This is a genomic window from Bradyrhizobium ferriligni (assembly GCF_056837965.1).
Genome location: NZ_JBXEJO010000068.1, coordinates 24,741 through 42,445, shown reverse-complemented (window position 1 = coordinate 42,445; position 17,705 = coordinate 24,741). Strand labels below are relative to the sequence as shown.

15 protein-coding genes and 2 pseudogenes are annotated in these 17,705 nt (G+C 59.7%); 10 read left to right on the top strand and 7 right to left on the bottom strand.

Annotated features, from left to right (window positions below; genetic code table 11):
• Nucleotides 1-212: 212 nt before the first annotated feature.
• Complete coding sequence (locus AC1VNY_RS32420; RefSeq protein WP_482408223.1) at nucleotides 213-2,396, top strand: exonuclease domain-containing protein; 2,184 nt, start codon at nucleotides 213-215, stop codon at nucleotides 2,394-2,396.
• A gap of 14 nt (nucleotides 2,397-2,410) precedes the next feature.
• Here the strand turns inward: AC1VNY_RS32420 and AC1VNY_RS32415 are convergent, their stop codons facing one another.
• The 4 genes from AC1VNY_RS32415 to AC1VNY_RS32400 form a co-directional block, all read right to left on the bottom strand.
• The gene (locus AC1VNY_RS32415; protein ID WP_482408222.1) at nucleotides 2,411-3,436 is read right to left on the bottom strand and encodes a glycosyltransferase family 4 protein; all 1,026 of its coding nucleotides are present in this window, start codon (nucleotides 3,434-3,436) and stop codon (nucleotides 2,411-2,413) included.
• Between the two features lie 138 nt (nucleotides 3,437-3,574).
• A complete protein-coding gene (locus AC1VNY_RS32410) occupies nucleotides 3,575-3,784 on the bottom strand; it encodes a hypothetical protein (protein WP_225646023.1) in 210 nt (69 codons plus the stop codon).
• A gap of 271 nt (nucleotides 3,785-4,055) precedes the next feature.
• Nucleotides 4,056-4,370, bottom strand: coding sequence for a hypothetical protein (locus tag AC1VNY_RS32405; RefSeq protein ID WP_482408221.1), 315 nt, complete (start codon nucleotides 4,368-4,370; stop codon nucleotides 4,056-4,058).
• Between the two features lie 23 nt (nucleotides 4,371-4,393).
• Nucleotides 4,394-5,509: a DUF1236 domain-containing protein gene (locus tag AC1VNY_RS32400; RefSeq protein ID WP_482408220.1), complete on the bottom strand. Its 1,116-nt coding sequence runs from the start codon at nucleotides 5,507-5,509 to the stop codon at nucleotides 4,394-4,396.
• A gap of 221 nt (nucleotides 5,510-5,730) precedes the next feature.
• Here AC1VNY_RS32400 and AC1VNY_RS32395 point away from each other — a divergent pair, with 221 nt between their 5' ends.
• The 8 genes and pseudogenes from AC1VNY_RS32395 to AC1VNY_RS32360 form a co-directional block, all read left to right on the top strand.
• A complete protein-coding gene (locus tag AC1VNY_RS32395) occupies nucleotides 5,731-5,958 on the top strand; it encodes a hypothetical protein (RefSeq protein ID WP_038959943.1) in 228 nt (75 codons plus the stop codon).
• An 892-nt stretch (nucleotides 5,959-6,850) separates the two neighbouring features.
• The gene (locus AC1VNY_RS32390) at nucleotides 6,851-7,753 is read left to right on the top strand and encodes an STAS domain-containing protein (RefSeq protein WP_482408219.1); all 903 of its coding nucleotides are present in this window, start codon (nucleotides 6,851-6,853) and stop codon (nucleotides 7,751-7,753) included.
• A 2-nt stretch (nucleotides 7,754-7,755) separates the two neighbouring features.
• Entirely contained in the window at nucleotides 7,756-8,145 is a 390-nt protein-coding gene (locus tag AC1VNY_RS32385; RefSeq protein ID WP_482408218.1) for an STAS domain-containing protein, read from the top strand.
• Nucleotides 8,129-8,530: an anti-sigma regulatory factor gene (locus AC1VNY_RS32380; protein ID WP_482408217.1), complete on the top strand. Its 402-nt coding sequence runs from the start codon at nucleotides 8,129-8,131 to the stop codon at nucleotides 8,528-8,530. Before AC1VNY_RS32385 ends, AC1VNY_RS32380 begins: the two co-directional genes overlap by 17 nt.
• Before the next feature lie 4 nt (nucleotides 8,531-8,534).
• Nucleotides 8,535-9,518, top strand: a complete 984-nt coding sequence (locus tag AC1VNY_RS32375; protein WP_482408216.1) for an ATP-binding SpoIIE family protein phosphatase — start codon at nucleotides 8,535-8,537, stop codon at nucleotides 9,516-9,518.
• 5 nt (nucleotides 9,519-9,523) lie between these two features.
• On the top strand, nucleotides 9,524-11,290 hold the full coding sequence (locus AC1VNY_RS32370; protein ID WP_482408215.1) for an ATP-binding protein: 1,767 nt from the start codon (nucleotides 9,524-9,526) through the stop codon (nucleotides 11,288-11,290).
• The gene (locus tag AC1VNY_RS32365; protein ID WP_482408214.1) at nucleotides 11,287-12,885 is read left to right on the top strand and encodes a response regulator; all 1,599 of its coding nucleotides are present in this window, start codon (nucleotides 11,287-11,289) and stop codon (nucleotides 12,883-12,885) included. Before AC1VNY_RS32370 ends, AC1VNY_RS32365 begins: the two co-directional genes overlap by 4 nt.
• 76 nt (nucleotides 12,886-12,961) lie before the next feature.
• Nucleotides 12,962-13,069 (top strand): annotated as a pseudogene (locus AC1VNY_RS32360) (DUF3606 domain-containing protein); the annotation flags it as partial.
• A gap of 156 nt (nucleotides 13,070-13,225) precedes the next feature.
• Here the strand turns inward: AC1VNY_RS32360 and AC1VNY_RS32355 are convergent.
• Together AC1VNY_RS32355 and AC1VNY_RS32350 are read right to left on the bottom strand one after the other, a co-directional pair.
• The gene (locus tag AC1VNY_RS32355; RefSeq protein ID WP_482408233.1) at nucleotides 13,226-13,363 is read right to left on the bottom strand and encodes a hypothetical protein; all 138 of its coding nucleotides are present in this window, start codon (nucleotides 13,361-13,363) and stop codon (nucleotides 13,226-13,228) included.
• Between the two features lie 968 nt (nucleotides 13,364-14,331).
• A complete protein-coding gene (locus AC1VNY_RS32350) occupies nucleotides 14,332-14,688 on the bottom strand; it encodes a hypothetical protein (RefSeq protein WP_482408213.1) in 357 nt (118 codons plus the stop codon).
• Between the two features lie 178 nt (nucleotides 14,689-14,866).
• Here AC1VNY_RS32350 and AC1VNY_RS32345 point away from each other — a divergent pair.
• A pseudogene (locus AC1VNY_RS32345) lies at nucleotides 14,867-15,069 on the top strand (DUF3606 domain-containing protein).
• A 1,145-nt stretch (nucleotides 15,070-16,214) separates the two neighbouring features.
• Here the strand turns inward: AC1VNY_RS32345 and AC1VNY_RS32340 are convergent.
• Nucleotides 16,215-16,391 carry a hypothetical protein gene (locus tag AC1VNY_RS32340; protein ID WP_482408212.1) on the bottom strand — a complete coding sequence of 59 codons (177 nt, stop codon included), beginning with the start codon at nucleotides 16,389-16,391 and terminating at the stop codon, nucleotides 16,215-16,217.
• Nucleotides 16,392-17,705: the final 1,314 nt, after the last annotated feature.

Below are 17,705 nucleotides of genomic sequence, written 5' to 3'. Positions count from 1 at the left end.
GCATGGCGCGACCGGGGCCACCTCCGGGCCTGCCGCCCGAAGGACGACCGGCAGCGGGTCCGCCGCCGGGCGGGCGACCGACGCCAAGTCTACCACCACCGGGGGGACGACCGACACCGGGGCGGCGCTTGACAAATTCGCGCGCTGGAACAAAAAAGGAACGGTGCCTGCACGCGGTAGCGACGATGCGGAGCCAGAAGATTAGGTCCCGGATGACGCCTCCCGTCCTGCCGACGTATTATTATCGCGATCATTTCATCGAGATGCTGCAGTTTGTCGGCAGGACTTACGGCGAAATCTTGACCGAGGAGCATCGCGCGTTCCTCGCGTGCTTCCATGGCCTATCGCAAGATGCGCAATGCCTCCTGATCCGCATGGTCAACCGGCGCGGCGCGATCTTCAATCGCGCGTTATTCAGATACGCCGAGATCTCCGACATCCAGACCGCGACCGACGCGCTCATGGACTGTGGCCACGTCCGCGCGCTGGCCAGCCAGGACTATTGGGCTTTCGTCGCGTGCCTCACGAAGGTCGCGCTTCTTGACGGGGCCCGCGCTGCCGGCTTCGGGTCCGAGGTCCGGGCGTCATGGTCGAAGCCGGTCCTCGTCGACTTCTTCGTCGCTCGGATTCCCTTTGACGTAGCGGTCGAGCATTGCGGCGGCGAGAGCTTCGTTGCGCTGGCCGATACACGGCCGATCGAGTTCCTGCTGTACTTGTATTTCGGGAAGACCGCCAAGAATCTGAAGAACTTCGCGCTTCGCGACCTCGGTGTGCTGCGGACCAATCGGGAAACTTCGTTCAGCGCACGCTTCGCCGATGCCAAAGAGGCGCGTGCGTGCTTCCACTACAGTCAGGTGCTGGACCGCATCGAAATCCGCTCCGCCGAGATATGCGATAAGGCTGCTGTAGACATCCTGGAGGGACCGGAACGGACGACCGAATATGCCGCGGATCTTGCGGGCCGTGCGGCCTGCCAGTTTGGGCAGTTCTTTGAAAGGCAGGGCGACAAGGATCTCGCAGAGCGGCTCTACCGCTTTGGTGGCTCCGCCGAGTGCCGAGAGCGCCTTGTCCGGCTCCTGCATGCGCGGGGCGATAAGCCTGCGACGGAGGATCTGCTGCGGCGGATGATCGACGATCCGGAGAGTGACGACGAGCATCTGTTCGCCGCCGACTTCTACGCCCGCAAGTTCGGGAGACGACGGACCGGGCTGTGCACCGACCTTTTGCGGACGGAACGCACGATCACGGTTGACGACACGCATCGCGGGAATCCCGAGGCGGGCGTGGCCGGAGTGCTGCGGCGTCAGGGCGGACAGGTGTTCTTTGCGGAGAACACGCTCTGGCTTTCGCTGTTTGGACTTCTTTTTTGGGACGAGCTTTTCGAGTCCGGCCAGACGACCAGCGGGTTCGACTGGATCCCGCACTGCCTGCGCGATCGCACGTTCCGCAAGCGGTTTGCCACGCAGATCGATGCTAAGCTCATGGCGCTCGGATCCGGCCGTGGGATGCCGATCGTTCTGCGCACCGTTGCCGCTAGATGGGGGTGTCTCAACGGCATCTTCTCCTGGGACCACGTCCAGATGGCGGCGCTCCGGGTCCTGATCGAGGGCACAAGCGCGTCCGGCCTTGCCGAAATCCTCCGAACGATGTGTGACGACTTTCGTGGCATGCGGGACGGGTTTCCCGACCTGATGCGCGTCCGCGACGGCAAGGTCACGTTCGTGGAGGTGAAGGCCGAAGGCGACGCCATACGGCGAAACCAGCTCGTCCGCCTTCGCCAACTCGCACATGCCGGGATCCCGACCGAAATCGGCCGCGTGGACTACCGGTTCGATCCGGAGCAGGACTATGTCGTCGTCGATATCGAAACTACCGGCGCGTGGTCATCGGGCGATCGCATCACCGAAATAGGCGCAGTGAAGGTCCAGAATCACGAAGTCGTCGACGAGTGGCATTCACTGGTGAATCCGCAGCGGTCGATTCCGGCTAGGATTGTGCAACTGACCGGCATCACGAACGAGATGGTACAAGACGCGCCCGTATTCGCCGAAATCGCAGACCGCTTCATGACGTTCATGGGCGACGGCATCTTCGTCGCCCACAACGTGAACTTTGATTATGGCTTTCTATCGTACGAATACGAACGGCTCGATCGGCGGTTCCGCTTTCCGAAGCTTTGTACTTGCGCTGGCATGCGTCGCAGATATCCCGGTCATAAGTCCTATGGTCTCGGCAAGCTCTGCGCGATCTACGGCATCGAGCTCGAGGATCACCATCGCGCGCTGTGCGACGCCCGCGCCGCTGCCAGGCTACTGAACCTGATAAATCGGAAGCGCGCCGAGGAGACCCGGCGCCGCCGGTGGAAGTGGCCGCTTAACCGCACTCAGGGCAGGTGAAAGGGGCTGGCCCTTCAGGCGGCGATTAGGCCGCGGTAGGCTTTCTCGTACTCTCTCGCCATCCGGCTCGCGGAGAAGCGCGCCTCGAACCGGGCGCGTATCGTCTTCCGATCCAGCCGACCGAGCTCGGCCACCGCTCTTGTCGCCTGGTCTACATTCTCGACGATGAAGCCCGTTACACCGTCCTCTACAACTTCCGGCACGGAGCCGGATCGGTAGGCGATCACGGGCGTTCCGCAAGCCATGGCCTCGATCATGACGAGACCAAACGGCTCGGGCCAATCAATCGGAAACAGGAGGGCCGCCGCCTCGGCCAGAAAAGGTTGCTTTTTTGCCTCATCGACTTCCCCCACCAGGTGAACCGCTCGGCCATCGATCAGCGGCTCAATGGTTTTCTTGAAGTATCGGGTCTCGCCCCGAGGAATCTTGGCCGCGATTCGCAGCGGCTTTCCAGCCGCCTGTGCGATTCGGATTGCATCTTCGGGACCTTTCTCCGCGGTGAAGCGGCCGAGAAACGCGAGATAGGATCCCTGCTCATTCGACGGGTTGAAGAGATGCGGCGGCAGCCCGTGCTGAATTGTCGCGATCCAGTTCGCCCCCGGAAGCGGCAGCCGCTGATGCTCAGAGATCGAGACGAATCCCGCGTCCGGAAATTGGCGCACAACGTCAGGAAGGCCCGGGAGGTCCAATCTGCCATGCATGGTGGTCAGGAAGGGCACGGAGAGCCGGCCAAGCAGCGGAAGCGGCAGCCAATCGATGTGAGCGTGGATCACGTCGAAGTCCTTCGCGCGTCGCGCAACGGATTCCAGGAGCATGGCACAGGCTGCACTGGGATCGACGCCCTTACGTCCCAGGCGCAGGGCGCGCGGCCATACGGGATGCAACTTGCCCTTCGTCTTGGAATCTCCGCTTGCAAACAGCGTGACGTCGTGTCCGAGCCCGACCAGCTCGTCAACCAACCACGCCACCACGCGCTCGGTGCCTCCGTAGAGCTTCGGGGGCACGCTTTCAGCGAGGGGAGCAAGTTGAGCGATGCGCATCATGGATCCGTTAGATAGGAAGCGTCGCTCCGAGGAGTAAGACGATGGCCGCTGAAGCGAGTTCAGCAATGACCAGCAGTGTCCACTCCGGTCTTGCGCTGCCGCTCACCGCGTGCCTGACGAGCTCCTCCATCAGCCTCAACATTCGTCCTTGGGAAGACGATCGAGATAAGCCAGGCCGAATCCAGTGAGTTCATCGGCTTCGCTCACGTTCGCTTCCCATCTCCCTTGAAGGTGACGCTCGAGCAGACAACGACGGCTGTCCGCAATGTCGACATCGCGATGTTTTGCCCGATAGAGGCACCAAACCGTATCCACCACGCTTCTGAGCGGGACGTCGTCGACCATGTATCGGCTCCAGCAAGAAAACTACCGTGAAGGCAACTCGCGCTCGGGCCGATGTTTCCAGTTTTTCCTAACAATCGCGCCTAGTAACTTAGTCGGACGCTCTGTGGCGCAGACCTCGAGTGCTCCCCAGGATGCCGACCGTGTGGTTAGGAGTCACGCCGACGAAGAATTCGCGCTGCTTCCTCAAGACGTGATCTCTTGTCGAGGTCGGACCGCCACACTGCTACCGCAAAGAAGGGACCGCTCCGAAGGAGCGGCCCCTGTGTAGCGGCTACCAGCCGCGGGTGCCAAAGCTGAAGCCGACGCCCGGGCCGCTGCCGTAATAACCATAGCTGCGATCATAGTAGGCGGGTCCGCCGTAGGAACCGTAGCTCCGGCGCACCACATAGCCGTCATCGCCGTAATAGCGCTGAACGTAGCGGGGACCATGGCTGCGGAAGCAGCGACCGTACTCGTTGCAGACGAGCCGGACCTGGCGAATGCCGGAGAGTTCGGGCGAGCTGACGGCGGAGGGGCTGAGGGGAGCTGCGGTCGCAGCCGATCCCAAAAGGGCGGCGCCGAGGACGCCCAGGGCGATGATCTTCATGATTGTCTCCTCTTCTGATGAGATCAGTCGATCTCTTCGATGATGCGGCGTTCGTGCGGTTCGACGATGTAGGTACGGCTGTCGCGATTGATGTACCGATATTCTCGCAAGGTCGGCGCGTCTCGATAGACCTCGTCGGGGAATGCTTCGATCTCAACGTCGTCTGGCACGCGCTCGCCGGTTCGGATTTCGGTGCGAACCGTGCTGCCGGTGGTGCGCCGCTCGCGCTCGACTGGGCGCGCCTTGGCGTTCTTTCGGATCACTTCGCGATCGCGATCGCTAAAGGTCGTCTTGCGCTGCTCGGAGTGCGCCGGTGCCGCCGCCGTTGAGCGGCCCGAATACGGCATGACCGCAACGATCTTGTAGCTGGAAGGCTCCACGATCACGATCTCGTCTTTCACGAGGACGAAGTTGTAGCCGCGATACTGCGGAACGATTTCGGCGACCTCGGCTGGTAGCGGCTGCAGGCGCACGTCCCGAGGCACGGCCGTGCCGACCGATAGCGAGAAGTTCACGTTCGTCAGCGGCTGGACGTTGAGATGCGAGATCGACGTGCTGATGCGGGTACGCTGCTGGTCGTTGATGTTGACGGCAGCGTTCACGTTGGTATTCGACGAACGGTCGGCCGATTCCCGCTGGCTGTTCGGCTGCTGGGCCGTGTTAGTCGAGCTGCTACCGGTCGGCGACTGGGCCTGATTGCTGTTGTTCGACGCCGGCGGATTTGCGCTCTGAGCCTGACCGGTCGAAGGCGAGTTGGTCTGCGCCTGGTTTGACGGCGGGTTGGCCTGGTTCGACGGCTGGCTGGTCTGCGCCTGGCTTGGCGAGTTGCCCGAGGCCGGTGTCTGCGCAGTGTTGGCGCCGGTCTGGGATGATTGACCAGTCGCACTCTGGGCTGCGGAAGGGGACGACTGAGTTTGAGCAGAATTGGTTGAAGTGGCGTTGCCCTGAGCGTGTCCCGAAGACGTCGCAGCGGAGGACGACGGCATCGTGCTCGAGGGGGGCGTCGCCGTCGATCTGGAATCCTGCTGACGCTGCGCGACTGGCGGATTTGAGTTCGAAGTGCCTGGAGAGGTTTGCGCGAAAGCCGATGTCGCGATCACGGCCGCCGCAGTAGTGGCCAATAGTAAATGCCTGTTCATCCGAAAACTCCCTGAATGTGGTGGCCAACAACAATGCTTGACGCGGCTAGTTCCAACTCGGGATATTTTGGCAATAGCTGCAGCTTGCTCGAAAAATTAACGATGGGGCGCGTGCAGACTTCGACTTCAAGCCTGCCAGAACTACGCATCGGGAAAAAGTGGAACTTCCCTCGAAATCCGCCGTTGGGACGCACTATGAGCATCCACTGAAGGAGGACATTATGAAGAAGTTGATCGTATGCGGCGCTCTTGCCGCCTTTGCTCTCGGCACCCAGGCCGCCAGCGCCGCCGAGTTTTACATTGTGCGCGACGCATCGACAAAGAAGTGCACCGTTGTCGACACCAAGCCGACGACCACCACAACGACGGTCGTGGGCGACGGCGTCTACAAGACCAAGACCGAAGCCGAGTCTGCCGTGAAGACCACCAAGGTCTGTACCGAGCAGTAGGTTGCTCTGAGACGGCCTGGAGCGGCTAACTATGTCGTCAGATGCATTGAGCTGCTAAGCTGTGTAAGCGAAAGGCCCGCTTTAGCGGGCCTTTTTGCGAGAAGGCTGGCCTAAGGCGCGCGGTGGCCTTGGCGGCGTTGTAGGGGCTCATCGCCCAACCGCCACCCGTACCGGAGACCGAAGCAGTATTCACGATTGAACTATTGATTTCGAGAGATGGATGAAGCCGCCCGGCAGCCGAAGATATTCAGTCGGCATCCGTCGCCTTGACCCGCGCCATTGATCGTCCGAGATGCCGGCCGGATCGGCGACTTCGTGAACGGTGCTTTGCCGCCTTCGCAGCGTAATCGCGCGAAATCATGCGCAACCGAGAGCGGGCTTGGACGATGCTGGCCAAAAGAAATTGGCAACTCAGTAGGAACGAGTCCTGTCCAGGAAAATTACGCAATCGACGACGGCGCAACCCTGCCCCCAAGCAGGCCTTCGCCATTAGTCCCAGCGCCCCTTACTCCGGGCGCTGGGACCTATCCTTTCCAATCCCCCACCGCCGCATTCACGCGACCGATACGCTCTTGTACTCTGGCCGGACCGATCTTTCGCGTTGGGCCTGTCCAATACTCAAGTCGGCCCGTCTTGGTAGAGGATCAGAGCGTTGACTTGGGTAGGGCACGACAGTACCGCCGCACTTGCGGGCGCCGGCTCGGTGTCGCATAAGGTGGAGAACCCTTCGTCGGGCAGGCGCAGGCGCGCTCGAGCCGACCGGTCATCCTCCCAAAGTAACCCATGTTAGTTCGCAAGCTAGACTTGACCCGCAGGTTGAGCCTTGTCTTCCATTGCCATCGGTTCCGGCGCCGGATAAAGCGTGAAAATCAAGCCTCTCGGAGCACATGCAATGGCTGCAAATATCGGCACCCTCGCTGAATTAGTCGACAATAACGAGCAGACCATCCTGCCCGAATGGATTGATTTGCAGAAGAGATCCGGCACCCTGCAGACCGGTCGGATCACCGAGGGAGAGCTTCTGTCTCAGTCACGGGACTTCCTGCATCTGTTACGAGACGGCCTCGCCAAGGGCGGAAACGATGCAGCCAATCCGGCCTACGGACCGGCCAAGCAACTTCTCGGCGATCTCTCTCGCTCTCGCGCGCTCCAAGGCTTTTCGCCAAGCGAGACCGCAACTTTTGTTTTCTCGCTAAAGCAGCCGCTGTTCAATGCGCTCAATCGCGTTACGACACTGTCGCCGGCTCAGGCGGCGGAATTGACGTGGTCAACAACGATATTGCTCGACGAACTCGGAATCTACACGCTCGAGGTCTTCCAAAAGAGCCGAGAGGAGGTCATCGTTCGGCAACAGCGCGAAATCGCCGAGCTATCGACGCCGGTCGTGAAACTATGGGATGGCATTCTCGCGTTGCCCTTGATCGGCACATTGGATAGCCAGCGAACCCAAGTCGTGATGGAGAATTTGCTTCAAACCATTGTCGATACCGAAGCTGAAATTGCGATCATCGACATCACCGGTGTACCAACGGTTGATACGTTGACTGCGCAACACCTCCTCAAGACGGTCGCTGCGGCCCGATTGATGGGCGCTGATTGCATCATCAGCGGTATCCGGCCGCAGATCGCTCAGACCATGGTTCATTTGGGCGTCGAACTGAATGTCATTTCTAAAGCGAGCTTGGCGGACGCACTTGCTGTCGCGCTCGAGCGGACCGGCCGAGCTGTGACTAAGCTTAGGAAAGCGGTCGACGTTTCCGCGGCCAACGCGAAGCCAGCCCAAAAGGCTCAGTAGCGATGGATCGTATCCCAATCCTGAAATTCGGAAATGCATTGCTGGTCACCATTCAGGTTGACATGCATGACCGTCTCGCCACAGCCCTGGAAGAAGATCTGACGAGCAAGATCGTCGAATATAACGCCAAGGGCGTTCTTATCGACATTTCAGCGCTCGAAATTGTCGATAGCTTCATCGGTCGCATGCTCGACAATATCGCAGCCGTCTCGCGGATCTTAGATGCGGATACGGTGGTCGTTGGCATGCGACCGGCGGTCGCGATCACCTTGGTCGAGCTGGGGCTATCGCTGACAGGCGTTAAGACGGCGCTCAATGTCGAGCGCGGCATGGCGTTGATCAAGGCGCGGCTCAAGACGGCAGATTCCGAAGAGGATGACGTTGAGGAGTGAGCGGCTCGATATCCGGTCGTCAGATGACGTCGTGCGCGTTCGTCAATTGACTCGCACGTTGGCCCTGGAGGCTGGTCTGAGCCTTGTCGATCAGACCAAGGTCATCACAGCGGCGAGTGAGCTGGCGCGCAATACATTGGACTATGGCGGGGGCGGATTTGTGCTTGCAGAGCTGATCGAAGGAGCCGGCCGCCGCGGCGTTCGGCTGACCTTTGAGGACCAGGGTCCCGGTATCCCCGACGTCGAGGAGGCGTTGAAGGACGGCTATACGTCCGGCAAGGGCATGGGCCTTGGCCTTGGGGGTGCCCGAAGACTCTCCAGTGAATTTTTCATTCATTCTAAGCCGGGCGAGGGCACCAAAGTCGCCATTGCGCGTTGGAAGTAGCCTGATGATCGCTCTCGCCGTGCAGGACCAAAGCCAAGTATCGGAAGCACGGCAAACGGCGACAGAGATGGCGCAGCGCCAGGGGTTCGGCAATTCCGATGCGGGGCGGGTGGCGCTGGTCGCAACCGAGCTCGCAACCAATATTCTCAAGCACGGAAAAGGTGGCGAAATCCTCGTCGGCCCATACGGCGAGGGACCGGATAGCGGCATCGAACTGATTGCGCTAGACAAAGGCCCTGGAATTTCAAACGTTGCCGCCAGCATGGCGGATGGATATTCCACCGCCGGAACGGCGGGGAACGGCCTCGGCGCGGTGTCGCGTCAATCTCATTTCGTCGAAGTGGCTTCATGGCCCGGCGCAGGTACGGCGGTCTTGGCGCGCCTTAAGCCCGGGCAACCGGACGGATCGATCGATGCAAGTCGAATTGGCGCGGTGTCAGTGGCGAAGCCCGGCGAAGAGGTGTGCGGCGATTCGTGGGGCGTGTCGGTCGGGTCAGAGGAAACCACCGTCCTGGTGGCCGACGGGCTCGGCCATGGTCCGGAAGCCGCCGAGGCCGCTGTCGAGGCGGTCCGGCTATTTCACCGGTTCAACGGGCACCGAGCCCCGGTGCTGCTCGATTATATCCATGGCGGCCTCAGGGCTACCCGCGGGGCGGCAGTTTCGGTGGCCCGCTATCAGCCCGCAACGGGCAAGGTGATCTATTCGGGAGTAGGGAACGTCGCCGGAGTCATTTCCACCAATGGCGAGCTACGGCGCATGGTGTCGATGCCGGGCACGGCCGGTCACAATGTGCGTAAGATTCAGGCCTTCGACTATCCCTTCACGGCCGGCCTCGTAATCCTGCACTCCGACGGAATCGCCTCGTCATGGACAATGGACCGCTATCCAAGTCTCGCTACCAAACACCCGACGTTGATAGCTGCGGTTCTCTATCGAGACCTGACGCGGCACCGGGACGATTCAACTGTGCTGGTCGCAAAATGGTGAAAGGCATGACCGCGGACAGCAAGCTATGGCCGATCGTTACGGTCCCGATCGAAAGCGAGGCCGACGTTGTTACCGTTCGTCAGCGCGCCCATCGGCTAGCGGAGCTATTGGGCTTCGAACGTCAGGATCAAACGCGGATAGCGACTGCCGTTTCTGAGTTGGCCCGAAACGCCTTCAGTTACGCGGGCGGCGGGCGCGCCGAATTCATCCTCGACCCGGCACCCACACCCCAAGTCTTTTACGTCAGGATTTCGGACAAGGGGCCGGGCATCTCCGATGTCCAAACCATTCTCGACGGGCAGTATCGTTCAAAGAGCGGCATGGGTCTTGGCATCCTCGGTGCCCGCCGGTTGATGGATCACTTCAGGATTGACTCCAAGCTAGGCAAAGGTACCACCGTTGAGATCGGCCATGATTTGCCGCGTCGCGCTCCCCCCATCACCCGCGCAAAACTTGGGGATGCGTCCGCCACGCTGAAACGGGATAGTTCATCCGATCCGCTGGAAGCTTTGCGTCAGCAAAACCGCGAGCTGTTACAGAGTCTGGACGAAATCCGCCGCAAGGATGAGGAAAGCAAGCAGCTCGACCAGGAGCTCAGCGACACCAATCGGGGCGTTGTTGCGCTTTACGCCGAATTGGACGAGCGCGCAGAGCAGCTTCGGCATGCCAGCGAGCTCAAGACAAAATTTCTCTCGAATATGAGCCACGAATTTCGCACGCCGCTCAACTCGGTGCTGGCACTGTCCCGGCTATTGCTCGATAGGATCGATGGTGATTTGACGCCAGAGCAGGAGCGGCAAGTGGGCTACATCCGCCGTTCCGCCGAGAGCCTGCTCGAACTCGTCAACGATCTGCTCGATCTCGCCAAGGTCGAGGCCGGTAAGGTCGATATTAAACCATCGGCCTTCACGGTCGGCGAGCTGTTCGGCGGCCTGCGCGGCGCGCTGAGACCCTTGTTGACCGGCCAGGCGGTCGAATTGATCTTCGATATTCCGGACAAGGTCCCAAATCTCTTCACCGACGAGGCGAAGGTCACGCAGATACTGCGTAATCTCATTTCAAACGCTCTAAAATTTACCGAACAGGGCGAAGTTAGGGTAACCGCATCCTTCGATACCGATGCGAAGCGCGTCAATCTCTCAGTCCGAGATACTGGAATTGGCATCGCGCCAAAGGATCATGGTCGTATTTTTGAGGAGTTTTCTCAGGTCGATACGAAGATCCAGAAACGCGTCAAGGGAACTGGTCTAGGTTTGCCGCTGTCCAGGTCGCTAGCCGAATTGCTGGGAGGCGAGTTGCTCCTTGAAAGCGTGCTCGGGCAGGGGTCGGTTTTCACCCTCTCGATCCCACCCGAGCGCGGGGATCCGTTGCGGCGCCAACGCGCTGGCGACAACGCTCGCAAACGCGTCCTGCTCATAGACGATGATGAGACGTTTCGCTACGTAATGCGCCAGATCATCAGCAATGAACCCCGCTATGAGTTTATTGAAGCCTCTGACGGGGACGAAGGCCTCAAGGTCGCGCGTGAGCAGCGACCTGACGTCATCATTCTCGATCTGCAGATGCCGACCGTGGACGGATTTACCGTGCTCCAGGAGCTAGGCGCCGATAGCCGGACAAGTGTAACTCCGGTGATCGTATCGACGTCTCTTAATGTGAATGCCGAGCTGAAGGCTCGACTTCCGGCAGGCACCCGCGTGATTTCCAAGAACACCATTTCTCGCGAAAACGTTTCGCTCTTCCTTCGCGACGCAACGCAGGGGGCATCGTGACCGAGCGCGGAAACATTGTCGTTGTTAACGTCGATGACCAAGATGCGCCTCGCTACGTCAAGACGCGCGATCTTCAGGAACATGGCTTTACTGTTATTGAAGCGCGAACCGGCGCGGAAGCGCTTCGGGTGATTGAGGCCGAACGGCCGCCAATAGTTTTATTGGACGTCGAGCTTCCTGACATCACCGGCTATGACGTCTGCTCCTTCATCAAGAAGAAGTGGCCGGATGTAATGGTGTTGATGACGTCATCCACCTTTACGACATCGGTCCATCGGACGCGCGGTCTTGATTCAGGCGCGGATACCTATCTTGTGCAGCCGGCAGAACCCCTCGAACTAGCTGCTGCGGTTAATGCACTGTTACGGATACGTTCCGCCGAAGATTCAATGCGCGCTCTCAACGCGAGCTTAGAGCAACGCATTAAGGATCGCGTAACCGATCTGGAAGCAGCAAACCTTAAGCTGAGAGGCGAAATCGAAGCGCGCGAACGTGCTGAAGCTGCACTTGTGCAATCGCAGAAGATGGAGGCGATCGGTCAATTGACCGGCGGCCTAGCGCACGACTTCAACAATCTCCTCACCGCAGTCGTCGGAAATCTTGACATGATCCGCATGCGCGCAACCGATCCTCGCATCGTTCGCCAGGCGGAGCACGCGTTCAAGGCAGCGGAACGAGGATCAAAGCTTACGGCGCAATTATTGGCTTTCTCCCGGACACAGAAATTGGCGACCGCGCCGGTTGATCTGAATGCCTTGATTTCGGGCATGGGTGCGCTTGTTAATCAGACGCTGGGTGCAGAAATTACGGTCGAAACCGACCTGTTCGAAGGGTTGCCGCACGCGCTGGCTGATACAAATCAGCTTGAGCTTGCTATCCTCAATCTGTCGATCAACGCGCGCGACGCCATGCCCGGTGGTGGGACACTGACGATATCGACCAAATCAGATGCGACCAATCCGCAGCGAGTGGTCGTTTGCGTGGCTGATACGGGAACCGGCATGCCACCGGAAGTGGTTGCTCGGGCATTCGACCCATTCTTCACGACCAAGCCGCCGGGCAAGGGGACGGGGCTGGGATTATCTCAGGTATACGGTATCGTTCGGCAAATCGGCGGGGACGTTACCATCGATACAACCGTGGGCAAGGGGACGCGCATCAGCATCGCTTTACCTATCGCTCTCGCGGAAGCCCAAGGCGAGAATGCCGGTCCGAGCAATGTGCCGCGAGGCTCCGAGTCGGTTTTAATCGTGGATGACGATTCTGATGTCCGCGAGATCATGGCCGGCGTTCTGTCCGACCTTGGTTACCGCGTGAGAGACGTTGCAAGTGGGGAAGCGGCACTGCAGCTCTTGAGAGATTATCGACCGGATTTGCTCGTGCTGGATTTTGGTATGCCTGGCGCGAATGGTGCAGAGGTGGCGATACACGCCCGGCAGTTAAGTGCTGGCCTGAAAATTCTCTTCGTCAGTGGTTATTCTGATACGTCTGCAATCGAGGAGGCCGTCGGGAAAGCCATGTTGCTGTATAAGCCGTTTAGGCCGGCCGAATTTGCGGCTGCCGTACGGTCCGCACTTGATGGATCTCAACACTAAGCTGATCCCTCGCTTTCATGATGCGGTCTCGAATCAATCGGCACCGCCAGTTGCGTCAACGGTCCCTTCCTCATGTTACGAGGTGCACTATAAGGCGAGGAAGATCGGCAAGTCGGCCGCATCGGTGAAGAAGACCGTCAAGAAGGTCGGCACCGGCCGCAAGCGAGTTGAGCGTCGGCTCGGGTCGGCCATGAAGGAGTCGTTACGAACGACACCTTCGAAGGGTGCCCGGCACTCGCCCCCGAAGGCCCGGGGCACCTTCTCGATCAGCGCTCAGTGGAATTCGCCTCGAAATGACTGTGCAGCCCTAGGGTTCCACAATGATCCGGAATGCGTTTCTTTATTCGGCGGTCGCGTGGGCACGCTCCAGCGCCGCCTGGTAGATCATCTGCTCGTTGAGCTTGACCTCGTAAAGCAGGGCTCCGGTCTCGGAGACAGGGTGAATGCCAAACCCGGCGTCCGGACGGCGGGCGGCCATGTTCGCGTTCGTAGCGGCCCGTGTAGACCTCGATTTCAGACATCGGCTTGGTCCCGCTTTAGGACTCGCTGAGAGATAGATAGTGGATGGCGGTTTTACGAATCAGCGCGGCGGGCAGGATCGGTTGCGCGGCAGCGGCCCCGGCAGTCGCCTCCAGGCCCCAGAAGTGCTGGGGCCGTTATCCGGCCAACTGGGGCGGCCTGATTAAACGAAAATGCTCGTCAGCAGCGCGGCAAGCATTGTCGCGCTAAATATCGCAACGCCAAGAAAGATGCGCGCTGCCTTCGAATAGGGGTCGAAGTGAGGCTGGTTAATCATGGGCGGCCTACATTGGCGCCTGCAGAGCTGGGGGACATCAGCCACTCGGTCAGATGAGCCACCGCTTCGTCTTGCCGGCCCCCCCTGAGCAGGGCCTCTTTCTTGGCTAATGGAGGTAGCGCCTTGGCCTTCGAGCGCAGGCGCATGGCCTCGTCAGTCAGACGCTCTCCTAGTGATTGGGTTTGTTTGAAACGACGCCGCTTGCTAGTCATAACGCTGCTCCTGTTTGTGTGGGGCGGGAGCGCGGTGACGGCGTTCTCGTCACCGCTAGTTACCGAGGGCCGTGCGGTGATGAGCTGACAATGACCCCGCGGAAGGTGGGTTTCCATAACACCCGTTAACTATCTGAAACTCTGATAAGCCTGCTCGGCCGCGGAACGCACGACAGGAATAAGAGCATAGGCACAGGCGCGGGAACGGAGTTGTCACGGCAACTATAGTACCATGCATTGCAATCCAAACGCGTGGTTGCCGCTGAGGCGCCATCACGCACGCCCGACAGATTCGATCCGCGCTGACAAATGGCCTCGGTGCCGAGATCAAAAGCGATCTTAAGGCCACGCGCCCGTTGTGATGCTCGAGCCTAATCTCGGGAGAAGCGCCGCCTACCGAATAGATGCCTGCTTAGCCTGACTTTTTGCTTCGGTTCTCTAACAGCCAGCTCTGCGTGATTGCTGAGGCCTCAAACGAGCCGTAGGGTCAGTTGCCGGCGATCGCCGAGATGTCGATCGACAAAGCCCTGTAGGGCTGCCGGCACCCCGCTGGATCTCGCGCGCAATATCTTCGGAGACGTCTTCGCTCCAGCGCTCGGCGGCGTTGAAGCCGATCACCCGGATCGGGTCGGAATACTCGCCACCCATCAGGTGCTGGATCACCGTCTCGAGATCGGTGGCCTCGAGGTCGGCCTCGCGCCAGGCGCGGCCGATTTTTCCGAAGTCGTCGGCGACCAGGTAGACGGTCTGATCCGTCGACGGAACGATCGAGGGTGTCCAATTGGACCGACGCATGATGCCAGTCCACGCAACTGAGCCAATGACGAATTTAGTTGCGCGGGAGCTCTGAGTCGAATCACCGTGCAGTGTTACGGCACCACGATGATCCGGAACGCCTTTCTCTGTTCGGCGCTCGCACGGGCGCGCTCCAGCGCCGCTGGGGAGATCATCTGCTCGCTGAGCTTGCGGCGCGTTGGGAGGCCTGAATGGCAAAGAAAGCGAAGAAGCAGACCGCGCGCACTTCGCCGGCGGGCGGGATTACGAGGTGATTTATGAGGCGAAGAAGAGCGGCGAGCCGCATCGGTGAAGAAGGCCGTCAAGAAGGTCGGCACCAGCCGTAATCGAGTTGAGCGTCGGCTCGGGTCGACACCAGCGAAGAAGCGCGGCCGCCGCTAGTCGACTACCAGAGGCCCGGAATGCAAAAGGCGTCCGGGCCCCATCTCAACGACCGCCTTTCAGTAGAATCACTACCAGCGGCTGTGATGATGATGCCGCCAACCGTAGTGATGGCCCCCGGTGCCATCCATAGTGACGGCCGCGTCCCCAACCGTAATGATGTCCGCGCCCACCGTGATGGCCCCAGCCGTGCCCATGTCCCCCTCTCACCTGAATAATCTCTCCATTAGTGCCCATCGCGTTAGGCGTTGCGACGGGCATAGCCGACGTGGGCAAGATCGGAGCGAGCGCAAAGGCGCATCCGAGAAATCCGAGTATCATGAATCTTTTCATCATCGAACCTAATCCTCCTTTGGCAACGAGCTCGCATTAGCGACTATTTCTCATATTCGCGCAGTGAACAGACCGTTCATCAACCGTTCATGTCCTCAGCATCAGACGCTGCGGCCCGACGCTGAGCATTTATGGAACGCCACTGTCGACAAGCGGTTGGTTGCTGGGGCTCATTCTGGAGGACAAAAATGAAGCGCACGATCATCACACTCGCAGCGGCAAGCCTCATGACTTCAACAACTGTCGTTCTCGCGCAGGGCGTCTCCAACAAGTCGCCGGGCCACGAGATGCAGGACCGAGGATCCAAGAAGGGAAACCCCGGCGCTTCCGGATACGCTCCAGGGCAAGAAATGCAGGCGAAGGGGTCAAAGTCGGATAGACCCGGCGCGTCTGGATATGCTCCCGGTCAGACGACTGGCTCATCAAGCACCGGCATGAGCGGACACGGTTCAACGAGGTCCAAATAGGGCTTCCAGCGAGAAGCGAGCGTGGCCCGGAAAAGAGGCCGCCAACTGAGGAGGCCTCACTTTCACGCATCGTTTCAGAAGGCGATGATGCTGGTCACCAGCGCAGCGAGGACGGTCCTGCTAAAAATTGCAGCGCCGAGACAGACGCGCGCCGCCGTCGGGTAGGAATCGAATTGGGGATGATTGATCATGGCGAGCGACCTATCCACTCCCGCGAACCGGGGGTCATCAACCACTCGGTTAAATGGGCTGCCGTCTCATCTTGCCGGGCCCTCCTAAGCAAGGCCTCTTCCTGGCTGACGGGGGAGTACCTGGCCTGCGAGCGCAGGCGCATGGCCTCGTCAGCTAGGCGTTCCCGCATTGGCTTTCCTCTTGCGGGAACGGCTCATAGGTCTTGCGGCCGAGGAAGGTGTCGGGCGAGTTGTCGCTCAGAATCTCCATGGCGCACTGAATCATCCTGCGCGACTCCCTGGCGAGCTTTTCGAACCATAGTTCTGGGGCAATATCGCGCTGATCGGCCATAGCCGCGCTCCCTCGCTCAGTGCAGGCGGCAGCGCTCTCGGTCTCTCAGCCACCGACGCCTACGGGCAGAGCCTCGGCCGGTGATGCCGGCAGGATAACACTCGTAAGCTGCAACAAGACAGGCCGGAAGACACCGGACGGACGCAGCAGCCAAAATCTGCAATTCATTCCGGTATTTAAGTGCGGAGCAATTTTGGAGAGTTCCAATGCCAGCATGGTCCCAAGAGGACGAGCAGCGGTTATTGCGATTAATCCGGGAAACGAACCTCACGCAGCGTGAAATTGCGCAAAAGAATGGACGCACGGAGGCTGCGGTCGTCGCTCGGCTGATAGTTATGAGGAGGCTCATCGAGAACTCGAGCTAGGTCTATCTCACTCTGACGCGCCTAGGTCTCGCTGTAGGAACCCGCAGTTGGCCGCAGCGTTGCCGCCGCATGAACTGCCCAAAATGCTGTAAGGGAATGACGGCGCGACCCTAAAATGGTTTTACCTGTGAGCCGCGCCGCGAGTTCGTTTTCGTCTTTACAGTGACGTCTAGTTTTAGATCTTCACTATATATAATCGATCGATACCAGCCGGCCGTGAAGCAGATGCTTGAGAGCCAGTACGCGCATTGCCCGATCAGAGCACAAACGCCGACCGCTTAAATGCGCACGCCAATCCGCAGCAAAGGCCCCGGTTTGGCGCTTCTCCGGGGCCTCGCCTTGTGCGGTAGGGGCTCTCGGCTTGGAGAGAGCCGAGGGGTCGAATTGAACCTCACTTCAATGGCGGCGTCAAGGTGACGGGAAAAAGTGGCAATTTCCGAAGACGCCTGCTAAGGCTGGATCATCGGGTCACGCCCCGATTTTTGGTTGACGCATAGGAAAAACTCCCATTACCCCCGGCCGCGCGCCGGGGGCTTTTTTCCTTGCAGTTGCTAACGGGTTTGTTCACCGGAATTCGAAACTCCGTTCACCCACGGAGAACACGGGGGTAATTTCAAATTGGGACCTTACCAAAAGCACAACGCCGCCCGCTTAAAATGCATGCAGGCGGCGCCGGTCTAGCCCCAGGAAGGATCCGCAAAATCCTGGCTAGGGTATGTCTGCACGAAGACCTAAAAAGTTTAATACCCCTGAAGGGGTAAGAGGCTCGCATGGAGCTGATAGAGGACATCGTCGCAGTCGTTGGAGTGCTCAGCGCGGCTGCTGCGGTTGGGACCGGATATTGGTACGTCATGTCAGAACGGCAGCGGCGATAGGCCCAGTGGCTCTTGGTCAGGCGAACAGATCTTTGCCCGGTCGTTTTCTCTTATTCGGTCCCGCGGTTTGAATC